The organism is Micropruina glycogenica (assembly GCF_900289045.1).
Lineage (GTDB): Bacteria > Actinomycetota > Actinomycetes > Propionibacteriales > Propionibacteriaceae > Micropruina > Micropruina glycogenica.
In genome coordinates this window covers 871,962-888,082 of the sequence record NZ_LT985188.1, presented here as the reverse complement: position 1 = coordinate 888,082, position 16,121 = coordinate 871,962, and the positions used below count along the sequence as shown (strand labels likewise).

Annotated in this window: 14 protein-coding genes; 3 read left to right on the top strand and 11 right to left on the bottom strand. The window is 67.4% G+C overall.

Features of this window, described 5'->3' with window-relative positions; all coding sequences use genetic code 11:
* The first annotated feature begins 112 nt into the window (after window positions 1–112).
* Window positions 113–3,559 carry a DEAD/DEAH box helicase gene (locus MPLG2_RS04130; protein ID WP_105185052.1) on the top strand — a complete coding sequence of 1,149 codons (3,447 nt, stop codon included), beginning with the start codon at window positions 113–115 and terminating at the stop codon, window positions 3,557–3,559.
* Between the two features lie 142 nt (window positions 3,560–3,701).
* Here MPLG2_RS04130 and MPLG2_RS04125 read toward each other — a convergent pair whose 3' ends face one another.
* From MPLG2_RS04125 to MPLG2_RS04095, 7 genes are all read right to left on the bottom strand, one after another.
* On the bottom strand, window positions 3,702–4,514 hold the full coding sequence (locus MPLG2_RS04125; protein ID WP_173909595.1) for a TIGR02391 family protein: 813 nt from the start codon (window positions 4,512–4,514) through the stop codon (window positions 3,702–3,704).
* A gap of 316 nt (window positions 4,515–4,830) precedes the next feature.
* On the bottom strand, window positions 4,831–5,478 hold the full coding sequence (locus tag MPLG2_RS04120; RefSeq protein ID WP_231935784.1) for a M23 family metallopeptidase: 648 nt from the start codon (window positions 5,476–5,478) through the stop codon (window positions 4,831–4,833).
* 155 nt (window positions 5,479–5,633) lie between these two features.
* The gene (locus MPLG2_RS04115; RefSeq protein WP_105185049.1) at window positions 5,634–6,248 is read right to left on the bottom strand and encodes a recombinase family protein; all 615 of its coding nucleotides are present in this window, start codon (window positions 6,246–6,248) and stop codon (window positions 5,634–5,636) included.
* A 120-nt stretch (window positions 6,249–6,368) separates the two neighbouring features.
* Window positions 6,369–7,616, bottom strand: a complete 1,248-nt coding sequence (locus MPLG2_RS04110) for a TniQ family protein (RefSeq protein WP_105185048.1) — start codon at window positions 7,614–7,616, stop codon at window positions 6,369–6,371.
* Window positions 7,613–8,545, bottom strand: coding sequence for a TniB family NTP-binding protein (locus MPLG2_RS04105; RefSeq protein ID WP_231935782.1), 933 nt, complete (start codon window positions 8,543–8,545; stop codon window positions 7,613–7,615). The genes MPLG2_RS04110 and MPLG2_RS04105 overlap by 4 nt, the downstream gene beginning before the upstream one ends.
* Window positions 8,542–10,266 carry a Mu transposase C-terminal domain-containing protein gene (locus MPLG2_RS04100; protein WP_105187456.1) on the bottom strand — a complete coding sequence of 575 codons (1,725 nt, stop codon included), beginning with the start codon at window positions 10,264–10,266 and terminating at the stop codon, window positions 8,542–8,544. The genes MPLG2_RS04105 and MPLG2_RS04100 overlap by 4 nt, the downstream gene beginning before the upstream one ends.
* 730 nt (window positions 10,267–10,996) lie before the next feature.
* Window positions 10,997–11,386, bottom strand: coding sequence for a heavy metal-responsive transcriptional regulator (locus MPLG2_RS04095; RefSeq protein WP_028708020.1), 390 nt, complete (start codon window positions 11,384–11,386; stop codon window positions 10,997–10,999).
* Window positions 11,387–11,464: 78 nt separating this feature from the next.
* On the opposite strand from MPLG2_RS04095, the gene merA reads away from it, so the two are divergent.
* On the top strand, window positions 11,465–12,913 hold the full coding sequence (merA, locus tag MPLG2_RS04090; protein WP_105185047.1) for a mercury(II) reductase: 1,449 nt from the start codon (window positions 11,465–11,467) through the stop codon (window positions 12,911–12,913).
* 66 nt (window positions 12,914–12,979) lie between these two features.
* Here the strand turns inward: merA and MPLG2_RS04085 are convergent, their stop codons facing one another.
* The 4 genes from MPLG2_RS04085 to MPLG2_RS04070 form a co-directional block, all read right to left on the bottom strand.
* Window positions 12,980–13,576 (bottom strand): cadmium resistance transporter, encoded by a 597-nt coding sequence (locus MPLG2_RS04085; protein ID WP_105185046.1) that lies wholly within the window; start codon window positions 13,574–13,576, stop codon window positions 12,980–12,982.
* Complete coding sequence (cmtR, locus tag MPLG2_RS04080; RefSeq protein WP_028708027.1) at window positions 13,573–13,932, bottom strand: Cd(II)/Pb(II)-sensing metalloregulatory transcriptional regulator CmtR; 360 nt, start codon at window positions 13,930–13,932, stop codon at window positions 13,573–13,575. The genes MPLG2_RS04085 and cmtR overlap by 4 nt, the downstream gene beginning before the upstream one ends.
* A 392-nt stretch (window positions 13,933–14,324) precedes the next feature.
* Entirely contained in the window at window positions 14,325–14,852 is a 528-nt protein-coding gene (locus MPLG2_RS04075; RefSeq protein WP_105185045.1) for a DUF305 domain-containing protein, read from the bottom strand.
* Window positions 14,853–15,165: 313 nt separating this feature from the next.
* Window positions 15,166–15,573: a four-helix bundle copper-binding protein gene (locus tag MPLG2_RS04070; protein WP_231935780.1), complete on the bottom strand. Its 408-nt coding sequence runs from the start codon at window positions 15,571–15,573 to the stop codon at window positions 15,166–15,168.
* A gap of 78 nt (window positions 15,574–15,651) precedes the next feature.
* On the opposite strand from MPLG2_RS04070, the gene MPLG2_RS04065 reads away from it, so the two are divergent.
* Entirely contained in the window at window positions 15,652–16,065 is a 414-nt protein-coding gene (locus tag MPLG2_RS04065; protein WP_197710074.1) for an ArsR/SmtB family transcription factor, read from the top strand.
* Window positions 16,066–16,121 lie beyond the last annotated feature (56 nt).

The following is a 16,121-nucleotide window of genomic DNA, read 5'->3' as shown; positions in this document are numbered from 1 at the left end:
GCAACTTGGTCCATGCGCGGACAGGAGTGGCAGCGACCCTCGGCATCGACCGCACCACCCCCTATAGGGCAGTGTCCGCCGCTAGGAGCCCCCAATCGGCCGGCTCGGTCCAGTGAGCACCGAGTTCGGGGCCAGACTGCGCTTGGTGTCGGGGCCCGAGACGACCTGCGATGGAGAACTCAGCGTGTACCGGTGGGTCTTCGACCCGGCCCGCATGGATCTCCCAGAGCTGGCGCGGACGGTGGGAAGGGCATATGTGACCGCTGACATGATGCTCGCTTACCCGCAAGCGCGGCTTTCCGACAAGGTTCCGCAGAGCGCATCCGTGCGCAAGGGGGACTTCGGAGAGCTCATTGCTCAGGGCCTCTACAGCACGCGGATGGGCCGCGAGGTCCCCTTTACGAAGCTTCAGCTCGCCAAGCCGGTCTCGAACGCCACTGTCCAAGGGCCGGATACCTTGTGTCTGACCATCGACCAGGGGGAGAGCGTCGAACCCGTCATTGTCGAAGCGAAGGCGAGGACGTCCAGCAGCCCGTCCCAAGTTCTGGATCCGATTGCAGGTAGCTTCGGCGGCGTCTCCGAGGAGTATTGCATCGAGGGCTGGGCCGCTGGTGTTCAGATGATGCGAGCTCATCCGGACTACCGACGTGAATTCGCTTTCACCGCCGCTCAACACCTGGGCCGGTTGACCGACCCCGACGCGGCGTTGCCGCCCCATTTGCGGCACGCTGTCGTGGTCGTGCCACAAGATCGCCTGACCCTCATGAAGATAAAGGAGCGTTGGTCCGACAGCCCACCTGTTTGTCAGCTCCATGTCGTCGTTGTCCCGGACCTCCTAGACACCATCAACGCTCTGTTCGAAGCAGCCTCACGTTTGACCTATGCGGACCTGACAAGAGGCGCGTCCATCCTGCTTGACCCTGCGAAGCCAGGAGTCGCCGGGCTTCTCAGCCCTGATGTGGCGGCCTCCTACGCTGGTGATACCCCGTTCAAGAGCGTCATCGAAGCCAGCCTCTGGTACCTCGCTGATGAAGACGGCATTGCGCTGGCTCGCGCGCGAGCGGCAGCCGGGTCATCGGTCCCGGACGTTCGAGGGCTTGCGGAACTGTTGACGGGGGCACTCAAGAAGGCACAGAGCTCCCTGAGCGGCCGGCCACTCGTGGAGTTTGCCGAGCATGCCGCATGCGTCCTGGATCTGCGAGAACCCGCCGACACGCTGCTTACCGCGATCTCAGCCGCCCCGCTGGATAACGCCACCGCCGATGCAGCTCGCCACGTGGCCGCCGCCCTGATACACAGGCTCGACCGTCATCCGCTGACCATGGTGACGGCACAGGGATCGTCGGGTGACGCCGTCCTGCACGTCGTTGCCCAGATGCGCCGTTTCGGCCGACACGCGTTCTGGCCCTCGCAAGCAGCGGCGGTCAGGGGCGGTCTGCTGGATCGGGCGCAGCGGTCGCTGGCCATCAAGATGCCCACCAGCGCCGGCAAGACTACCTTGATGCAACTCGTGGCGGCCGATGCCTTCGACCACCACCCCGACTGCGTTGTCGCTGTCTTAGCCCCGACGCGCGCCCTCGTCCGACAGTTGGCCCAAGACATGCGTAACGGATTGCCCGAGGCGATCGACGTCAGGTCGTCCCAAGGCGGGCTGGACTACGACTTGGAGACACCATCGCAAGGAGGCGTTTTCGAAGGCCCGGGGGTCGCCGTCACTACACCGGAACGACTTGATCTTGATTGGCGTCGCGCCGTCACCGGGGATGAACCCGGCATCCTCGATGACATCAAACTGCTGATCGTTGATGAGGCTCAGCACATCGATAACGGCGTCCGCGGAGCCACGTTGGAGCGTTTGATCGCGAAGGCGCTGCGACGAGGCATTCGGGTCGTCCTCCTCGCGAGCCAGTTCTCGAACGTCCATGCGATCGCCAACTGGATCAACGGCGACGCCTTGGAATCGGATTGGCGTCCGGCGTGGCTCGAGCGACACGTCTACACCCGCGGTCCAGAGGGTGCCAAGCCGACGGGCACTACTCAGGCCTACCTGTGGTCCGAATGCGCCGACGCGTTGCCCCTGTTCCCACTCAAGTCGAGCGCGAAGACGAAGACCGACGGTTGTGTCCGAGACAGACCGTTCGAGGCGGCCGCACTCGTCAAGGCATACGCCCCGGACGGCCTCGTGGTCGCTTTCACGGAGATCAAGAGATATGCACCCAACCTGCTGGAAGCGATAACCAGCACTCTGCCAGAAGACCCGACACCGCCGCCCGCTCTGCTCTCAATCGCGTCGCAGCTGCAACAAGCCCATCCCGCAGAGGCAGCAGCCCTGCGCCAAGGCGTAGGCCTGCATCACGGTGAGGTTCACCCCGAGGTTCGTCGTGCCATCGAAACTGCGGCCCGGAAGGATGGGGGCCTTCTGCGTTGCATCGTCTGCACGCCAACGCTGCTTGAAGGCGTCGATTTCCCTGCACGCACAGTCATCGCCGCTTATCCCCCTCACAACAGCCAGCGTGCTCCCGACATCGCACGACTCCGCAATCTCGAAGGCCGCGCCGGACGAGCAGGGAAGTTCACGAGCGGACGCCTCGTCGTGATGACCAGCGACTTCACTCAGGCACGCAAGTGGCGTCGAGCTATGCGGCAAGCCCTTCCCCCGACCCAGACTGCTCTGACACGGGCACTGCGCGAGCTTCAACGCCGCACCCCCGAACAGATGGAAGCCCAAGACCGCGACGTGATCGACGCACTGACGATCGAAGCGCTGGCCGAGTCAGCCGCCGTGGACGGGGACCTTCGGCGTTCGCTCGAACAAGCGCTCGAACGAACCTTCTGGTGGGCGACAACCGCGCCAGCTCCCAACGTGAGCCCCGCCTTGTCCAACGGGGCGGCCTACGCGGCCAGTCTCAGCGCTGTCGTGCCCGACGGCACGATGCGGGCGGCCATTTACCGGTCGGGACTCAAACTACGCGGATGCCTACAACTCCGAGACGCTCTCGCGGCCTACGTCGACGAGGTTACTAACGTCCTCCGCGCGACACCCCCAGATTCCGAACTGAACGACGCACTCCATCTCCGCATGATCCGGTCCTGCATCGCGTGCCTTGAGGAGCTGAAGGATCTACGTGACTTGGACGAGGAATCGCTGAGCAACGCCCTTACGGCATGGATTGCAGGCGACGACGAAAAAGACATCACCGATCGGTATCCCGAGGTGTGGGAGAGCCTGCGTCCTGGACATCTCGACACGATGCTCCCGTGGGCTTGCACGGGAGCGCTCGAGATTGTCGCCGCACTCGCGAATGATCCCGCCCTGCGTGACGCAGGCCACGATCGGCTCGCCCCTAGCCGCATCCGGTACGGCACGTTCGATGCATCCTTGTGCTACCTCGTACGCGATGGTGCTGATCGTGTCCAGGTATCCGCCCTCGGGCGGAAGTACCTCGCCGAAGCGGCCGGAGCCGACCGATTGTTCATGCCGATGGATACGGTGGTCGCCATCGAACTCATGGAGCTAGACGCCGAGCTTAACTCGGTGAACGCCGGCAACGACGACTGACCTTGAGTTCGAGTCTTCTTACTCTCGGGCCACGTTCCTAGGGCACTGCCCGCACCTCCCCGCGACTCCCCACCGCCGCTGGAACGACCGGGTTGTGGGGAGGAAGTCGTACGAACCCCCTGGGCTGTGGGATGACCCACAGTCAGGTCCTCTCGGTCCGCCGAACCTCATCGAGCCGGCGGTGGACCATTGAGACGAGGTTGAGCACTTCCAGCAGTTCGTCGTCGGTGATTGAGCGCTTCAGCCGGGGATCATGGGCCGTCGGGTTCCTGTACAGCCCGACCATGCCCTTCACCAGGTTGGCCAACCCGGACTGTTCGTCTTTCTCGGTCTGCGTGGTCAATGAGTTGATCGCGAGCCTGGGGATCCCGGTCTTTCCGAGAGCGAGTACCTCGTCGACCAGGGATGAGCCGTCGCCGGTTTGGCCGGTCAGGTGACGCAACCGGTCGAGGACGCTCTTGGTCGCCTCGAGACAGGGGTGGAAGTTCGCCTTCTTCAGCACCTCGACCGAGCAGTACCGGAGAACCTCGGGATGTGCTTTGCGACGTCGCAGCTCGTCGCGGATGGAGGTGGCGATGCGGGTGGCTTCGTCCAAGGTGCGTGACTGCGCACCTCGGGCCACCTGGCCGTCATCGAGTACCCGCAAGCCCACGAACGCCAGTCGCTCATTGAGCCGGTCCTGCCGCAGGGTGAACAGTTCGGGCCGTTCACGGTACTTGATCGGCGCCATGGCTCGAGCGATGAATGTGATGATGCGTTTGGGGTCACCCTTGTCCTTGTTGTGCCGGTCAACGAACGCTGCTGTCAGTCTGTCTCGCTTGGATGCGGTCGGCTGGGGGTCGTTGATGTGCAAGCTAGTCAGTAGATCCCCGATCTCTTTGCCGGTGAGCCCGGTGTCTGTGTCGGCCAGTACCTCGGCGATCGATTCGTAGGTGGCCAAGCTCCACGGGCTCAACGTCGCCACTTTTCACATCCCTTCTGTTCCTCCTTCGCAGTTTGACCATAGCCAGCGCACCCGACAATCGTGATCACCAACAGTCGCACATGGGCATGAGCGACGACCAGTGAGCCCGTTCCGTTTGAGGAACGACGGCCGGGCGACTGGGCAGCGTCGCACGACGTGCAGCACACCGTCCCGCAGAGGTGTCGGATGCGGGACAGCCGACCTGAAAGTCGATCGTCGCTCGGGACGCGCGCAAAAGGATTGGTCCCGGCGCTCCCGGCCGGCCAGCGCGCGAGGTCCGCGTTCGGAGGCGAGTCGCGAGCTCCGCTCAGCCAGCGTCCACGATCTCGCCCTCGCGAGGCAACCAGACGCGGTCACTCGCTTCGCTGCCCGCCGGTCGGAATGCCAGCGGCAGTCCGCGCGCCCTCGCCCAGTCCACCGAGTCGGTCACCTGCACGTGGACGTGCGGCTCGGTGCTGTTGCCCGAGTTGCCGCACTCGCCGACCTGATCACCTGTCTTCACCCGGTCCCCAAGCCCGACACCAATCGAGCCGCGCCGCAGGTGCACCACCCCGACATACGGACCCGACGGCGACAGCGCGATCACAACGTGGTTGCCCGCGACCGCGCCGATTCCCTGCCGGACTCGGCTGGCTTGGGTCACGGCGTAGCACAAAAGCGTCGGCTGGGACCTCCGCGCCTCGTGGTCGACCTCGCCGTCATGAACCTCGACGACGACCCCGCCTTCGGGCGCCAGGATTGGCATCCCGAAACCGCGGAACAGGTGCGGCGACTCGGTGGCCACCAATGACCGCCAGGTCCGGGGCGCGGACCTCCCGTGTCCGTCGACCGCGACGAAGTCGATGGCGTAGGTGATGCCGAAGAGATCGGTCCCATGGCTCGGCACCCTCCGGGCGGGGCTGTTCTGGGTCAGCCATCGACCCCTGAAAGGCAACGCGAGCATAACCGGCTCCATGTCTCCGATCATGGCATCGGATCACCGCAAGCCGAACGTGATGCAGGAGCGGTGCAGGTCAGCGGCGCCACGACCATGGACGTTGTCCGTTTGGGCCGTCCGGTCATGGTCACCGGGACGGGGACCTCGTACGACACGACGGACCGGTCGTTGCTTCACCGGCGGTCGAGGATCTTGTGGCCGTCGTCGCGGAGCTCCCCGGTGGGTGAGACGTGCCGGTAGAGGGTTTGTCGGGTGATCCCGAGTTCCTTGCACAGGTCACTGACGTTGGTGCCTGGCTGGCCCATGGATGCGGCGGCGAGGCGGACCTTGGCGGGGGTCATCTTGAACGGCCTGCCGCCCTTGCGGCCGCGGGCGCGGGCGGCGGCCAGGCCGGCGGTGGTGCGTTCGGAGATGAGTTCGCGTTCGTACTCGGCCAGGGCGGCGAAGATGCCGAAGACGAGCTTGCCGGAGGCGGTGGTGGTGTCGATGGCCGCGCCCTGCCCTGTCAGCACTTTGAGGCCGATGCCGCGTTCGGTGAGGTCGTGGACGATGTTGACCAGGTGGCGCAAGTCCCGACCGAGCCGGTCCAGCTTCCACACCAGCAAGGTGTCGCCGGCGCGGATGGCTTTCAGGCAGGCGGCCAGCTGCGGACGGTCGTCTTTCTTGCCGGAGGCCTTGTCCTCGTACAGGGCGTCTGGTTCGACGCCGGCGGCCAGGAGGGCGTCGCGTTGCAGGTCGGTGGTCTGTGACCCGTCGGCCTTGGAGACCCGCATGTACCCGACCAGCATCCAGCTCTCCCACCCGTCACGTATACGACCGTTTGCGTGACAACTGCTGGACGACTCCGCACCATCACGCGAGTGTCACTCAATCCGTCACCTATTCTACGTCCCGTCAAGGGTGGTCGTTCAAGAAGTGACAGACATGGGTCGGCCGTTCAAGGTTCGGCTTGCCCTCTGCTCGGCCAGCGTCCGTGGTAGGTGGTCGGCCGGGACGCCGAGGGCTACCAGGTCATCGCGGACGCGGTGGAAGGCCGTCTCGCTGCGAGTCAGGGCGGTGAGGGTAGACAGCAGCTGGTGGGCGGCGGCCGGGTCGTCACGAGCGAGGGCAACCGCGCGGTCCATCGCGTCCCTGGCCTCCTGCCAGTAGTCACGCTCGCGAGGAGGGTGCGGGGTGCCGTCGGGGACGTGCCGGCGGGGTGCGGGCGTCAGCAGCGGGGCCAGAGTGCCGTGGGCAGTGGCCTCGCCCGCTTCGATGAGGTGCAGAGCGGTGGCGGCGGCTTCGAGGAACATCTGCTGCGCGGGCCAGGGCAGCGCCTCGTAGGGACGCCAGGGACCCAGGATGCCGGCGCGTGGCGGCTGGCCGGCCATCTCCCAGATGCACTTCACTGTGTGTCGAGAGCCGATACGCAGCGCCGAGAGCGGGGTGGATAGCTCGTCGAGGAGGGTGCGCAGCAGCCGGAGCCACACCCCTGCGTGCACGGATCGGCGCGGCAGGGCGACGGCGCCGGTGCGTAGGCCCTGGTGGGTGCGGGCGTCCATGGCGACGACGACAGCCGGTGCGGGGCGAGGGCGGGTGTCCGGCTTCTCCCAAGCGACGAAGGCGCCCAGGCCGCCGAAGGCGGCTTCGAGGCGGCAGCGGTGCTTCGGGCAGCTGAGCGTCAGCGGCAGCTGGGACACGAGCGTGAAACCGAAGGTGCCGTCCGCGGCGGCGCCCTGGCAAGTCGGGCAAGCCCGGCGTAGCGGCCCGCGCTTGGAGTCGGTCGGCAACCAGGCCCGCCAGTCGGGCACCTGCCGTCCGGGCCGTTCCCTGGTGGTGAGGAGCACCGAGTCCTGCCGGACGTAGGTGTCGAACGCTGCCCCGGGAACCGGCTCGGGGTCGAGGGAGTCCAGGAGCCAAGGCACCCAGCCGGCGATCGTCAGCTGACGCAGCCGGTCCAGCGATGTGCCGGTGCGCTCGGCCAGCGCTGGAAGCAGCCACGGTGGCGGGTCCAGGTCCAGGGTTTGCTGATCGGGAAGGTCGGCGCCCGGTGCGGCGAGGTTGTGCCGGAGGAGGTCGTCGACGCTCATGCCGTACACCTCGGCCAGTCGGTTCAGCCACGAGGTCAGCGCCTCACCGTCACCGGGTGGCGGGTGCAGCGGCCATGGACCGGTCATGCCAGCTCGCGTTCAAACATCCGGCGGCGTTCGGTGGGGCCGACGTAGGGCGCCAAGAGCAGGGTGCGTTGGTTGATTGCCTCCTCACCGGACTCGATCGCGGCCACCGCGGCGTCGGTGAGCAGGTGGGTGAGTTCGCCGATCGTGCCCTCGCTGCGGGAGAGCAGGTAGCGGGCCATGTCTTCAGTAGCGATCGCCGATGGTCGGCGCAGCGGGAAGGCGGCGGCGAAGCTGGCCAGCAGCGAACGGGCCTCCTCGTTCGGTTCCCACCGCGGCAGCGTGAACGGCTCAAAGCGGTTCTCCAGCTGGTCATCGGAGCGGATCGCCAGGTAGGCCTCCCGGGTGCCGACCCCGACCAGCGGGATGCGCAGCTCGTTGCCCAGGAACCGGATCAGGTTGAGGAACTCGCGCCGGGTCTCGCCGCGCCCGGCCAGCAGGTTGTGCAGCTCGTCGATGACCAGGACCCGCACCCCAATCGCGCGCAGCAGCGTCAGGGTGGCTCGCTCCAGCTCGGCCAGGCGCTGGCGCGGGCGCATCGGTGCTCCCATCGCGGCCAGCAGTGCCACGTAGAACCGGATCACCGAGGGGTCGGAGGGCATCTGCACCGCCAGCACCGGTATCTGTTCACGATCGGCGTGGGAGGTGGGCGGGTGGAGCCGGCGGAACTTCTCGACGATCATCGACTTGCCGTTGTTCGTCGGGCCGATCAGCAGCAGGTTCGGCATCCGTTGCTTGCCCGGCCACGTGTACAGCGTTTCCAGCCGCTCCAGCGCGGCGGTCGCGCGGGAGTAGCCGATCCACCTGTCGGCGCGCACGTGCCGCAGCCGCTCCTGCGCTGGCAGTCGTGCCACGGCCTGAGCGCTGACATGCAGATGATCCAGGGCATCGCCCTCGTGTTCCTCGCCGACCCAGGAGCCGCCCCCGTTCACCACTGCTCGATGACCTCGAACGGCGCCGCCGGCCCCGCATCCGCGGCGCGGCCCCTGCTGGCGCCTTCAGGCGGAATGTCGTCGGGCGGAGGTGCGGCGGCAGGCTCGGCTGGCGGGGCACCGCCGGTCCGGCTGCGGCGTTCAGCGTCTCGGCGGGCCTTGCGCGTGGTGGAGGCGGCGGTGTTGGTGAGGGTGCGCATCTGCTCGACCATCCGGAACAGCATCTCCTCATCGACCTGCGCCCGGCCCTGCTCGCGGAGTCGCTGCACCGCGGCGCGGTGCTCCCACACGCTCACCGCTGGATGTGACAGCGTCCGGTAGGGCACCGGCAGGTAGGACGCACCGTCGGGGGCGAGCACCCAGATGCGGCTGATGTCGCGCGGGTCACGGCGGATCACGAACCGGTCCAGCCGGTCCCGGCGTGCGATCCACGGCTTGAGCGCGTCGCTGAAGTAGCGCACGTGGTCGATGACGAACCCGGTGCGGCTCAGCGTCCGGCGGATCACCGGCAGGAAGTCCACCAGGAACGCCGTCTCGTTGGCCACCGTCGTCGGTGTCCCGTGCTCGATGCCGGCGGCCCAGCGAGCCTGCGGGGTCTGGCCGGTCGTGCCGTGGACCTGCCCGTGGTAGCTCGCCACCGCCAGAGCCAGCCACTTCTCCAGCTCCGCCACCGTCAAGACGGCCCTCGCCTCGGAGTCGTAGCTACCGCGCTGGGCTGGGTTGGAGAAGGTCGTACCGGGCAGCTCGTGGACCATCTCCATCAGCGTGCCGATGACCCGCTCGACGATGCCGCCGTAGTGCGGGCGTCCCGGCGGCCGGTAGCGCAGCGTGATTCCGTGCTCTTCACAGCCGCGCCGCAGGGCCTCGCTCTTGAACTCCGCGGCGTTGTCCAGGTATAGCTCACCAGGCTTGCCGGCCATCGGCCATGGCACCTCGACCCCGAGGCGTTCCAGCCAGGCCCGCTTGTCGGTGACCATGTGCGCCAGGCACAACCCGACCGACAACGCCGAAGGCGCCTCCAACGTGATCACCAGACCCACGATGCACCGGGAGAAGACGTCGATCCCGGCCGTCACGTACGGCCGGCCGACCGGCAGCCGGTGGCGCTCGTCGACCACGATCAGGTCCACCACGGTGTGGTCGATCTGCACCTGCTCCAGCACCCCGGTGATCGGTGGCACCTGCCCACCGGCAGACTCCAGCGCCCGCGCGGCGTCTGCTCCCTCACGGGCTGTCTTCTCGGCGCGCGGGTCAAGGCCGGCGATGCGGCGCACTATCGCGCCGCGTGACGGCACCGGCAGCCCGTGGGCACGGCAGACCCGCGTGACCTCGCGGTGGACCGCGGCGGTCGTCTTCCGCTGCCGGGTCAGGTAGTGCTTGCGCAGCACCTCCCGGATGACCTCCTCGACTTCGGCCGCCAGCCGCTGCCCGCCGCGGCCCCCGCTGGAGCGCCCCGGGATCAGATCGGAGACCACCCCGCGTCCCTCACGCCACCGACGCAGCAAGACATAGACCTGCCGGCGCGAGACACCCAACTGCGCCGCTGCCGCGTCCACCGCCTCCTCACCGGCCGTCCCCGCCGCGGTCAGCGGGCCGATCACCTCTGCCCGGCGCACCGCCACCGTCCACACCTCATCGGGAACGGTCAGCAGGCCACGCTCAGGAACCCGATCCTCACCGACGGCTTCGTCGTGCACAGGACTATGGAACAACGGGCGCATCGTGCACACGGGTACGGACACGCCACAAGCTCGAAGTCCTGAGCACTCCATGCCCAACGCGCACAGCATCGCGCAGACGACTCCGAACATTCACAAGCGTCAAGCATCCTGGACAGGGCAACGCACCCTCGTCATCGCTGTAGCGGAATCGTTCGTTTACGGGACGACAGGCCGTCCCATATGACGCACCGTCACCGGACAACCCTTCTCGGGCGGTCTTGCGAACATTCGGGCGTGGGTTTCCGCCGATGACCTGCACCGCCTCCGCAACGGGTTCCTCCTACGGGACGGACAACTGGACCGACCGCAACCGCTGCGAGGGCGGACCACTGAGCGTTAGGGGGTCCCGTCCGGTTCCGATGCCCTCTCCAGGCTTCGGACCGCTGCCAGGCGGTGGAGCTCAGACCGTCGGATGAGGAGTGCGGCAACGGGCGCCCGCGATCGCGCTGGCGGCGTGATGATTGGTCGTCATTCGCGCCCTTTGGTTCCTTCGCGCACCATCCGACGATGTTCGCCGCGGCCGGCGGCGTGCCCGCGTTGCGGGCGGAGTCGTTCAGTCGCGAGCGATGCGAAGGGCGACCCAGAGCGCGCACCTTCGGCAGATGTAGGCCGGTTCGCTCCCGAGTGCGTGGAGCGACCTTCGTGGCCGCTGGCGGCCGCAGCACGAGCATCGTTGCTGGGTGTCATCGGCCATGTCGCGATGGTGCCACGGGCCGGTGACCTTCGCGGGTCACAGGTAGCGGCAGACGTCCTCGGGGGAGCATGTGGCCGGGTCGCCGGTGGTGGCGTGCTCGCGCAGGATGGCGATCGTGGTGCGTAGCTGCGCGAGCTCGGCGAGCTGCCGGTCGATGACCGCGAGGCGGGTGTCGAGCAGGTCGGTGACGTGCTGGCAGGGGGCCTGGCCCCGGTCTCGGATGGCCAGCACCTGGCCGATCTGGGCCAGGGTCAGCCCGGCGGCTTGGCCCCGGCGGATGAAGTGCAGCCGGTCGAGCACCTCGGGGCCGTAGTCCCGGTACCCCGCCGGGCTGCGGTCGGGGTCGGGGAGGAGTCCGACGTCCTCGTAGTACCGCAGGGTCTTAGCTGTCGTGCCCGACGCCTGAGCCACCTCACCGATCCGCATGCCACTCATTCTGCCTTGACCTTCCAGTGCACTGGAAGGTCGATCCTGGTCCTGAGGCGCGGCAACAAGGGAGGACTTATGACGGCAACGGACAAGGGCAGGTCGTATGACCTGGCAGTGATCGGGTCCGGTGGGGCGGCGTTCGCGGCCGCGATCCGCGCCACCACCCTGGGCAAGCGGGTGGTGATGATCGAGCGCGGCACCATCGGCGGTACCTGCGTGAACACCGGGTGTGTGCCCTCCAAAGCCCTGCTCGCGGCCGCCGAGGCCCGCCACGTCACACTCGACGCCGCCCGGTTCCCCGGTCTGCCACTCCCCGACGCCCCACCGGTCGACATGCCCGCCATGGTCGCCGGCAAGGACAAGCTCGTCGGATCGCTGCGCAGCGAGAAGTACGCGGCCCTGGCCGCCGAGTACGGGTGGGCCCTCCACCCCGGCGAGGCCACCTTCGTCGGCACACCGACTGAGCCGGCACTCCGCGTGACCGGCCCGGACGGCACGGCGGAAACCGTCCGGGCCGCGCACCACCTCATCGCTACCGGCTCCACGCCCTGGGCGCCGCCGGTCCCCGGCCTGCAGGAGGCCGGTTATCTGACCTCGACGACCGCGATGGAGCTGGACCACGTCCCGGAGTCGCTGCTGGTCATCGGCGGCGGCTACGTCGCCATGGAGCAGGCCCAGCTCTTCTCCCGCCTCGGTGCCCAGGTCACCATGCTCGTCCGCTCACGGCTGGCCTCCCACGAGGAACCCGAGGCCGCCACCGCCCTGGAAGAAATCCTCGCCGACGAAGGCATCGAGATCATCCGCGGCGCGGTGCCCACCGCGGTGCGCCGCGACCCGGCCACCGGCGAGGTCACGGTCACCGCCACCACCGCCGACGGCTCACACGAGCTCCGCGCGGCCGAGCTCCTCGTTGCCACCGGCCGCCGCCCGGTCACCGGCACGCTCGGCCTCGACACCATCGGCGTGCGCGCCGGCAAGCGCGGCGAGGTCATCATCGACAGCCACCTGCGCACCACGAACCCGCGGATCTGGGCCGCGGGTGACGTCACCGCCCACCCGCAGTTCGTGTACGTCGCCGCGGCCCACGGCGCCCTGGTCGCCGACAACGCCCTCACCGGAGCCGGCCGGGAGGTCGACTACCGCCACCTGCCCCGGGTCGTGTTCACCAGCCCCGCCCTGGCCTCCGTCGGAATGACCGACCAGCAGGCCCGCACTGCCGGGATCCGCTGCGACAGCCGCGCCCTGCCCCTGGCGCACGTCCCGCGCGCCATCGTCAACCGTGACACCCGCGGGCTCATCAAGATCGTCACCGACGCCGACACCGGCCGCATCATCGGCATCACCGCCCTCGCCCAGGACGCCGGTGACCTCGCCGCCGCCGGCGTCTACATCCTCGAGGCCGGCATGACCACCGACCAGGTCGCCAACCTCTGGAGCCCCTACCTGACCATGGCCGAAGGCCTCAAACTCACCGCCCAAACCTTCACCACCGACATCACCAAACTCTCCTGCTGCGCAGCATGAACCCGCACAGGGATCCCTATACCGGAGCGTCGAGCCTGGCGACCTCTCTCGTTCGCTTTGGCTCCGTCAGAGACCGAACGCTCCTCCGCTGACGAGGATGACGATGCCGAGGCCGATCAGGGCGATGGGGAACAGGATGTGTTCCCAGCGCTCGAGGACTTCAGCGATCGGCGGCCGGGTGGCAACGAACTTGGCGACTACGACCAGGACCGCGACGAGCGCGAGGAAGACGAGGCAGTAGGCGACCACTGCGATGGGTTCCACGCTGAGGAAGACGGGGACATAGACGCCGATGTTGTCTCCGCCGTTGGCGAAGGTGACTCCTGCGACGGTCCACGCGCTGACCTTCGTGCCCGTGACCTTGGCGTCATCGTCGTCATCGTCTCCGCGCCAGGCTTGCCATGCAGCCCAGAGACCGAGGGCCAGGGGGATGAGCCCGAAGTACGGGATAGCTGCTGAGGGCAGGAATGCTCCGGCTCCGATAGTCACCAGCACAGCGGCACCGAGGATGCAGGCGAACCCCACGTACTGGCCGACCAAGATGCGGGTGGTCGTCCCGCGTTGGCCCGCGCCGCGGGCGAAGAACAAGGAGAGCACGATGATGTCGTCGATGTTGGTCGCGATGAACAGGCCGATTGCCTGCAGGACCGCAGCCAGGATCACGCGCCCGCCTCTGCTGCGTCGCATCCGTGCACCGAGCAGGCAGGATCAATGCACGGGGCGTTCTCGTCAACCGCGAGGGTGACGTCAACCAGGGCGGTCAGCGCCTGCGTCAGGTGGGGATCGGCGATCTCGTAGCGCGTCTTGCGGCCCTCGGGTTCGGCAGCAACGATGCCGCAGTCGCGCAGGCACGCCAGATGATTGGACACGTTGGAGCGTGTGAGGTCCAGATCGCGGGCCAGCTCTGCCGGGTAGGCCGGCCGGTCGAGCAGCGTCAGGATGATCCGGGACCTGGTCGGGTCGGCCAGCGCGCGGCCCAACCGGTTCATCACGTCCAGGCGAGAAGCAATGGTCAGCATGCGCTGAACTATACAGCGAGGACTGAAGTGGTTTTACGCAGCCCGGAGTCGCTAAGCGTGCGAACGAGGCTGTGTCAGTTGGGGATCGACCCACGGGACGATTCGCCCGATCATCAGGGAACTCACGAAGCGGCGACAGAACCCCGCCACATAACGGCCAAGGCCACACTCCGAGGACCTTCACGCGGATGTCTCGCGAACGATCGTCTGTGGACAGTCGGACAGGCAGGCGGGCGACATGAGCACATCCCGCCGCGTCACCTGGGCGCCGCCCAGAAGCAGGGTGAAGGGTCGGACAGGCAGCCTCGTGGTGCTCGGGCCTCGTCGACAGTGGTTGATCTACCTAGGAGCTACCGCCGAGCCGATTCGACCATCGCGTTTCCTGGGCGGACTCACCGCGTGGGGCATGAGCGGTCTGCGGGCTGATGGTAGTCAGGCACTGGCCGGGCCCGTGCCTCTTCGGCGGTGGTGGCCCGCCCGTTGTCCTGGATGTCTTTGATCAGCCAGTCCATCTCGAAGATCTCCCGGCGTTGGGCCTCGCTGATCTCGACGGCCAGCTGGCACACCCGTGCATCCTCGAGCCCGGCTCGCTCCGAGCGGGTGATCGCTAGCGAGTGGTGCGGGATCATTGCGCGCATGAAGTCGGTGTCGTCCACCGTTGCCTGACTTCGGTCGAGGAAGATTCCTCCGCCGAGAAGCACGGCGCTGATCACCACGATGGCTGCGTTGGCTTTCGGAGTCTTGTACATGTTTAACATCCAGGCGAGCATGACCAGACCCATGGCTCCGGCCATGGTCAAGGCCATGAACAGCCGGGACTCACTCCAGCGGATGTGACTCCACTGCCAAGAGCCGGCGGACATCGTCCAGTACATGACCACCATGCCGGTCAAGATCATGGCGGCGAACCGCAGGTACATTCCTCGGCTGCGGCGCTGTTGATGGTCACGGCTGCGTCGGCCCTCAGCCTGATCGGTATTCGCCGTCATCGACAGGCTCCTTCCTTCAGCCGCGTGCGTCTGGTCGCGGCCTCGTCATCGCCACCACCTTCGGTGATGAGCGTGTGAGGTTTGGCCGGGTCTTGGACCGGCTCGGGTGCGTGGGCACGCCCGGATTCCCGGGGTCCGCTGCGACACCTCGGATAGGTTGCCCACGAGACCGTCAGCGACAGGGGTGAGGCCAGGTGGGTTCGTCCCGGTTCCCCCAGTCTGGGGTTGCGCGGTGTCGTTTGTGCTAGCCGAGGCTGCTGATCAGGTCGTTGCAGGCCTGTTCGCAGGCACGGCAGGCCTCGGCGCAGATCCGGCAGTGGTCGTGCATGTCGGCGTGCTGGGCGCATTCATCGCCGCAGGTCTTGCAGGCGGTGGCGCAGGCCTGCAGGACTGCTCGGGTGAGGTTGGCGTCGTAGCCGGTGTGACGAGAGAGCACTCGACCGGTGGTGTCGCAGATGTCGGCGCAATCCAGGTCGGTACGGATGCACTTGGTCAGCTCGGCCACCATCTCCTCGCCCAGGCAGGCGTCGGCGCAGGCGGTGCAGGCCTGTGCGCAGGCGAAGCAGGCGTCGATGCAACGGGCCAGGGCATCGGTGTCGATCTGGCCGAGGTCGGTGGGGTATGCGTTCAGCATGGCGGTGGTCTGGGACACGGCGGTTCTCCTTTGCTGTGGGCTTACCTTTACTGATACCCGTGTGATCGTACGACTAAACGGATGGATGGAAGCACGGTGGCGGCTCAAGACAGAGATGATGAGGGTTTGGGTCATCAGCACCCGGTCGATCCGGAGCGGGTGGCGGCGGCGCGGCGCCGGCAGCTGTCGGTCGATGACGCGTCCCGGCTCACCGCGCTGCTGGGGTTGCTGGCTGATCCGGTCCGGGTCCGGATCTTGTATGCGCTGGATTCGGTGGAGGAGCTGTGCGTGGGCGATCTGGTGATGGCCTTGAACTCGACCCAAGATGCAGTGGGCTACGGCTTGCGGATGCTGCGCACCGCGGGCCTGGTGACCAACCGGCGGGCCGGGCGGACCGTCTACTACCGGTTGGCTGACGAGTTCCCCGAGCCGCTGCGCGAGCACTGTCTGCGCCGTTTGGTTCAGCTGACTCGTCGCCGTGACGGTGAGGAGCTTGTCACTGACGATTGACCGATCCGGCAGCAGCGGTCGACTGCACGTCTTCAGACGGTGCGGCGCGCTGGCTG

Coding starts and splice junctions, on each gene's coding strand:
- MPLG2_RS04120 (WP_231935784.1), bottom strand. CDS start 5,478: ATGGAGCCGGTTATGCTCGCGTTGCCTTTCAGGGGTCGATGGCTGACC.
- MPLG2_RS04115 (WP_105185049.1), bottom strand. CDS start 6,248: ATGCTGGTCGGGTACATGCGGGTCTCCAAGGCCGACGGGTCACAGACC.
- MPLG2_RS04110 (WP_105185048.1), bottom strand. CDS start 7,616: ATGACCGGTCCATGGCCGCTGCACCCGCCACCCGGTGACGGTGAGGCG.
- MPLG2_RS04100 (WP_105187456.1), bottom strand. CDS start 10,266: ATGCGCCCGTTGTTCCATAGTCCTGTGCACGACGAAGCCGTCGGTGAG.
- MPLG2_RS04095 (WP_028708020.1), bottom strand. CDS start 11,386: ATGCGGATCGGTGAGGTGGCTCAGGCGTCGGGCACGACAGCTAAGACC.
- merA (WP_105185047.1), top strand. CDS start 11,465: ATGACGGCAACGGACAAGGGCAGGTCGTATGACCTGGCAGTGATCGGG.
- cmtR (WP_028708027.1), bottom strand. CDS start 13,932: ATGCTGACCATTGCTTCTCGCCTGGACGTGATGAACCGGTTGGGCCGC.
- MPLG2_RS04075 (WP_105185045.1), bottom strand. CDS start 14,852: ATGTACCTGCGGTTCGCCGCCATGATCTTGACCGGCATGGTGGTCATG.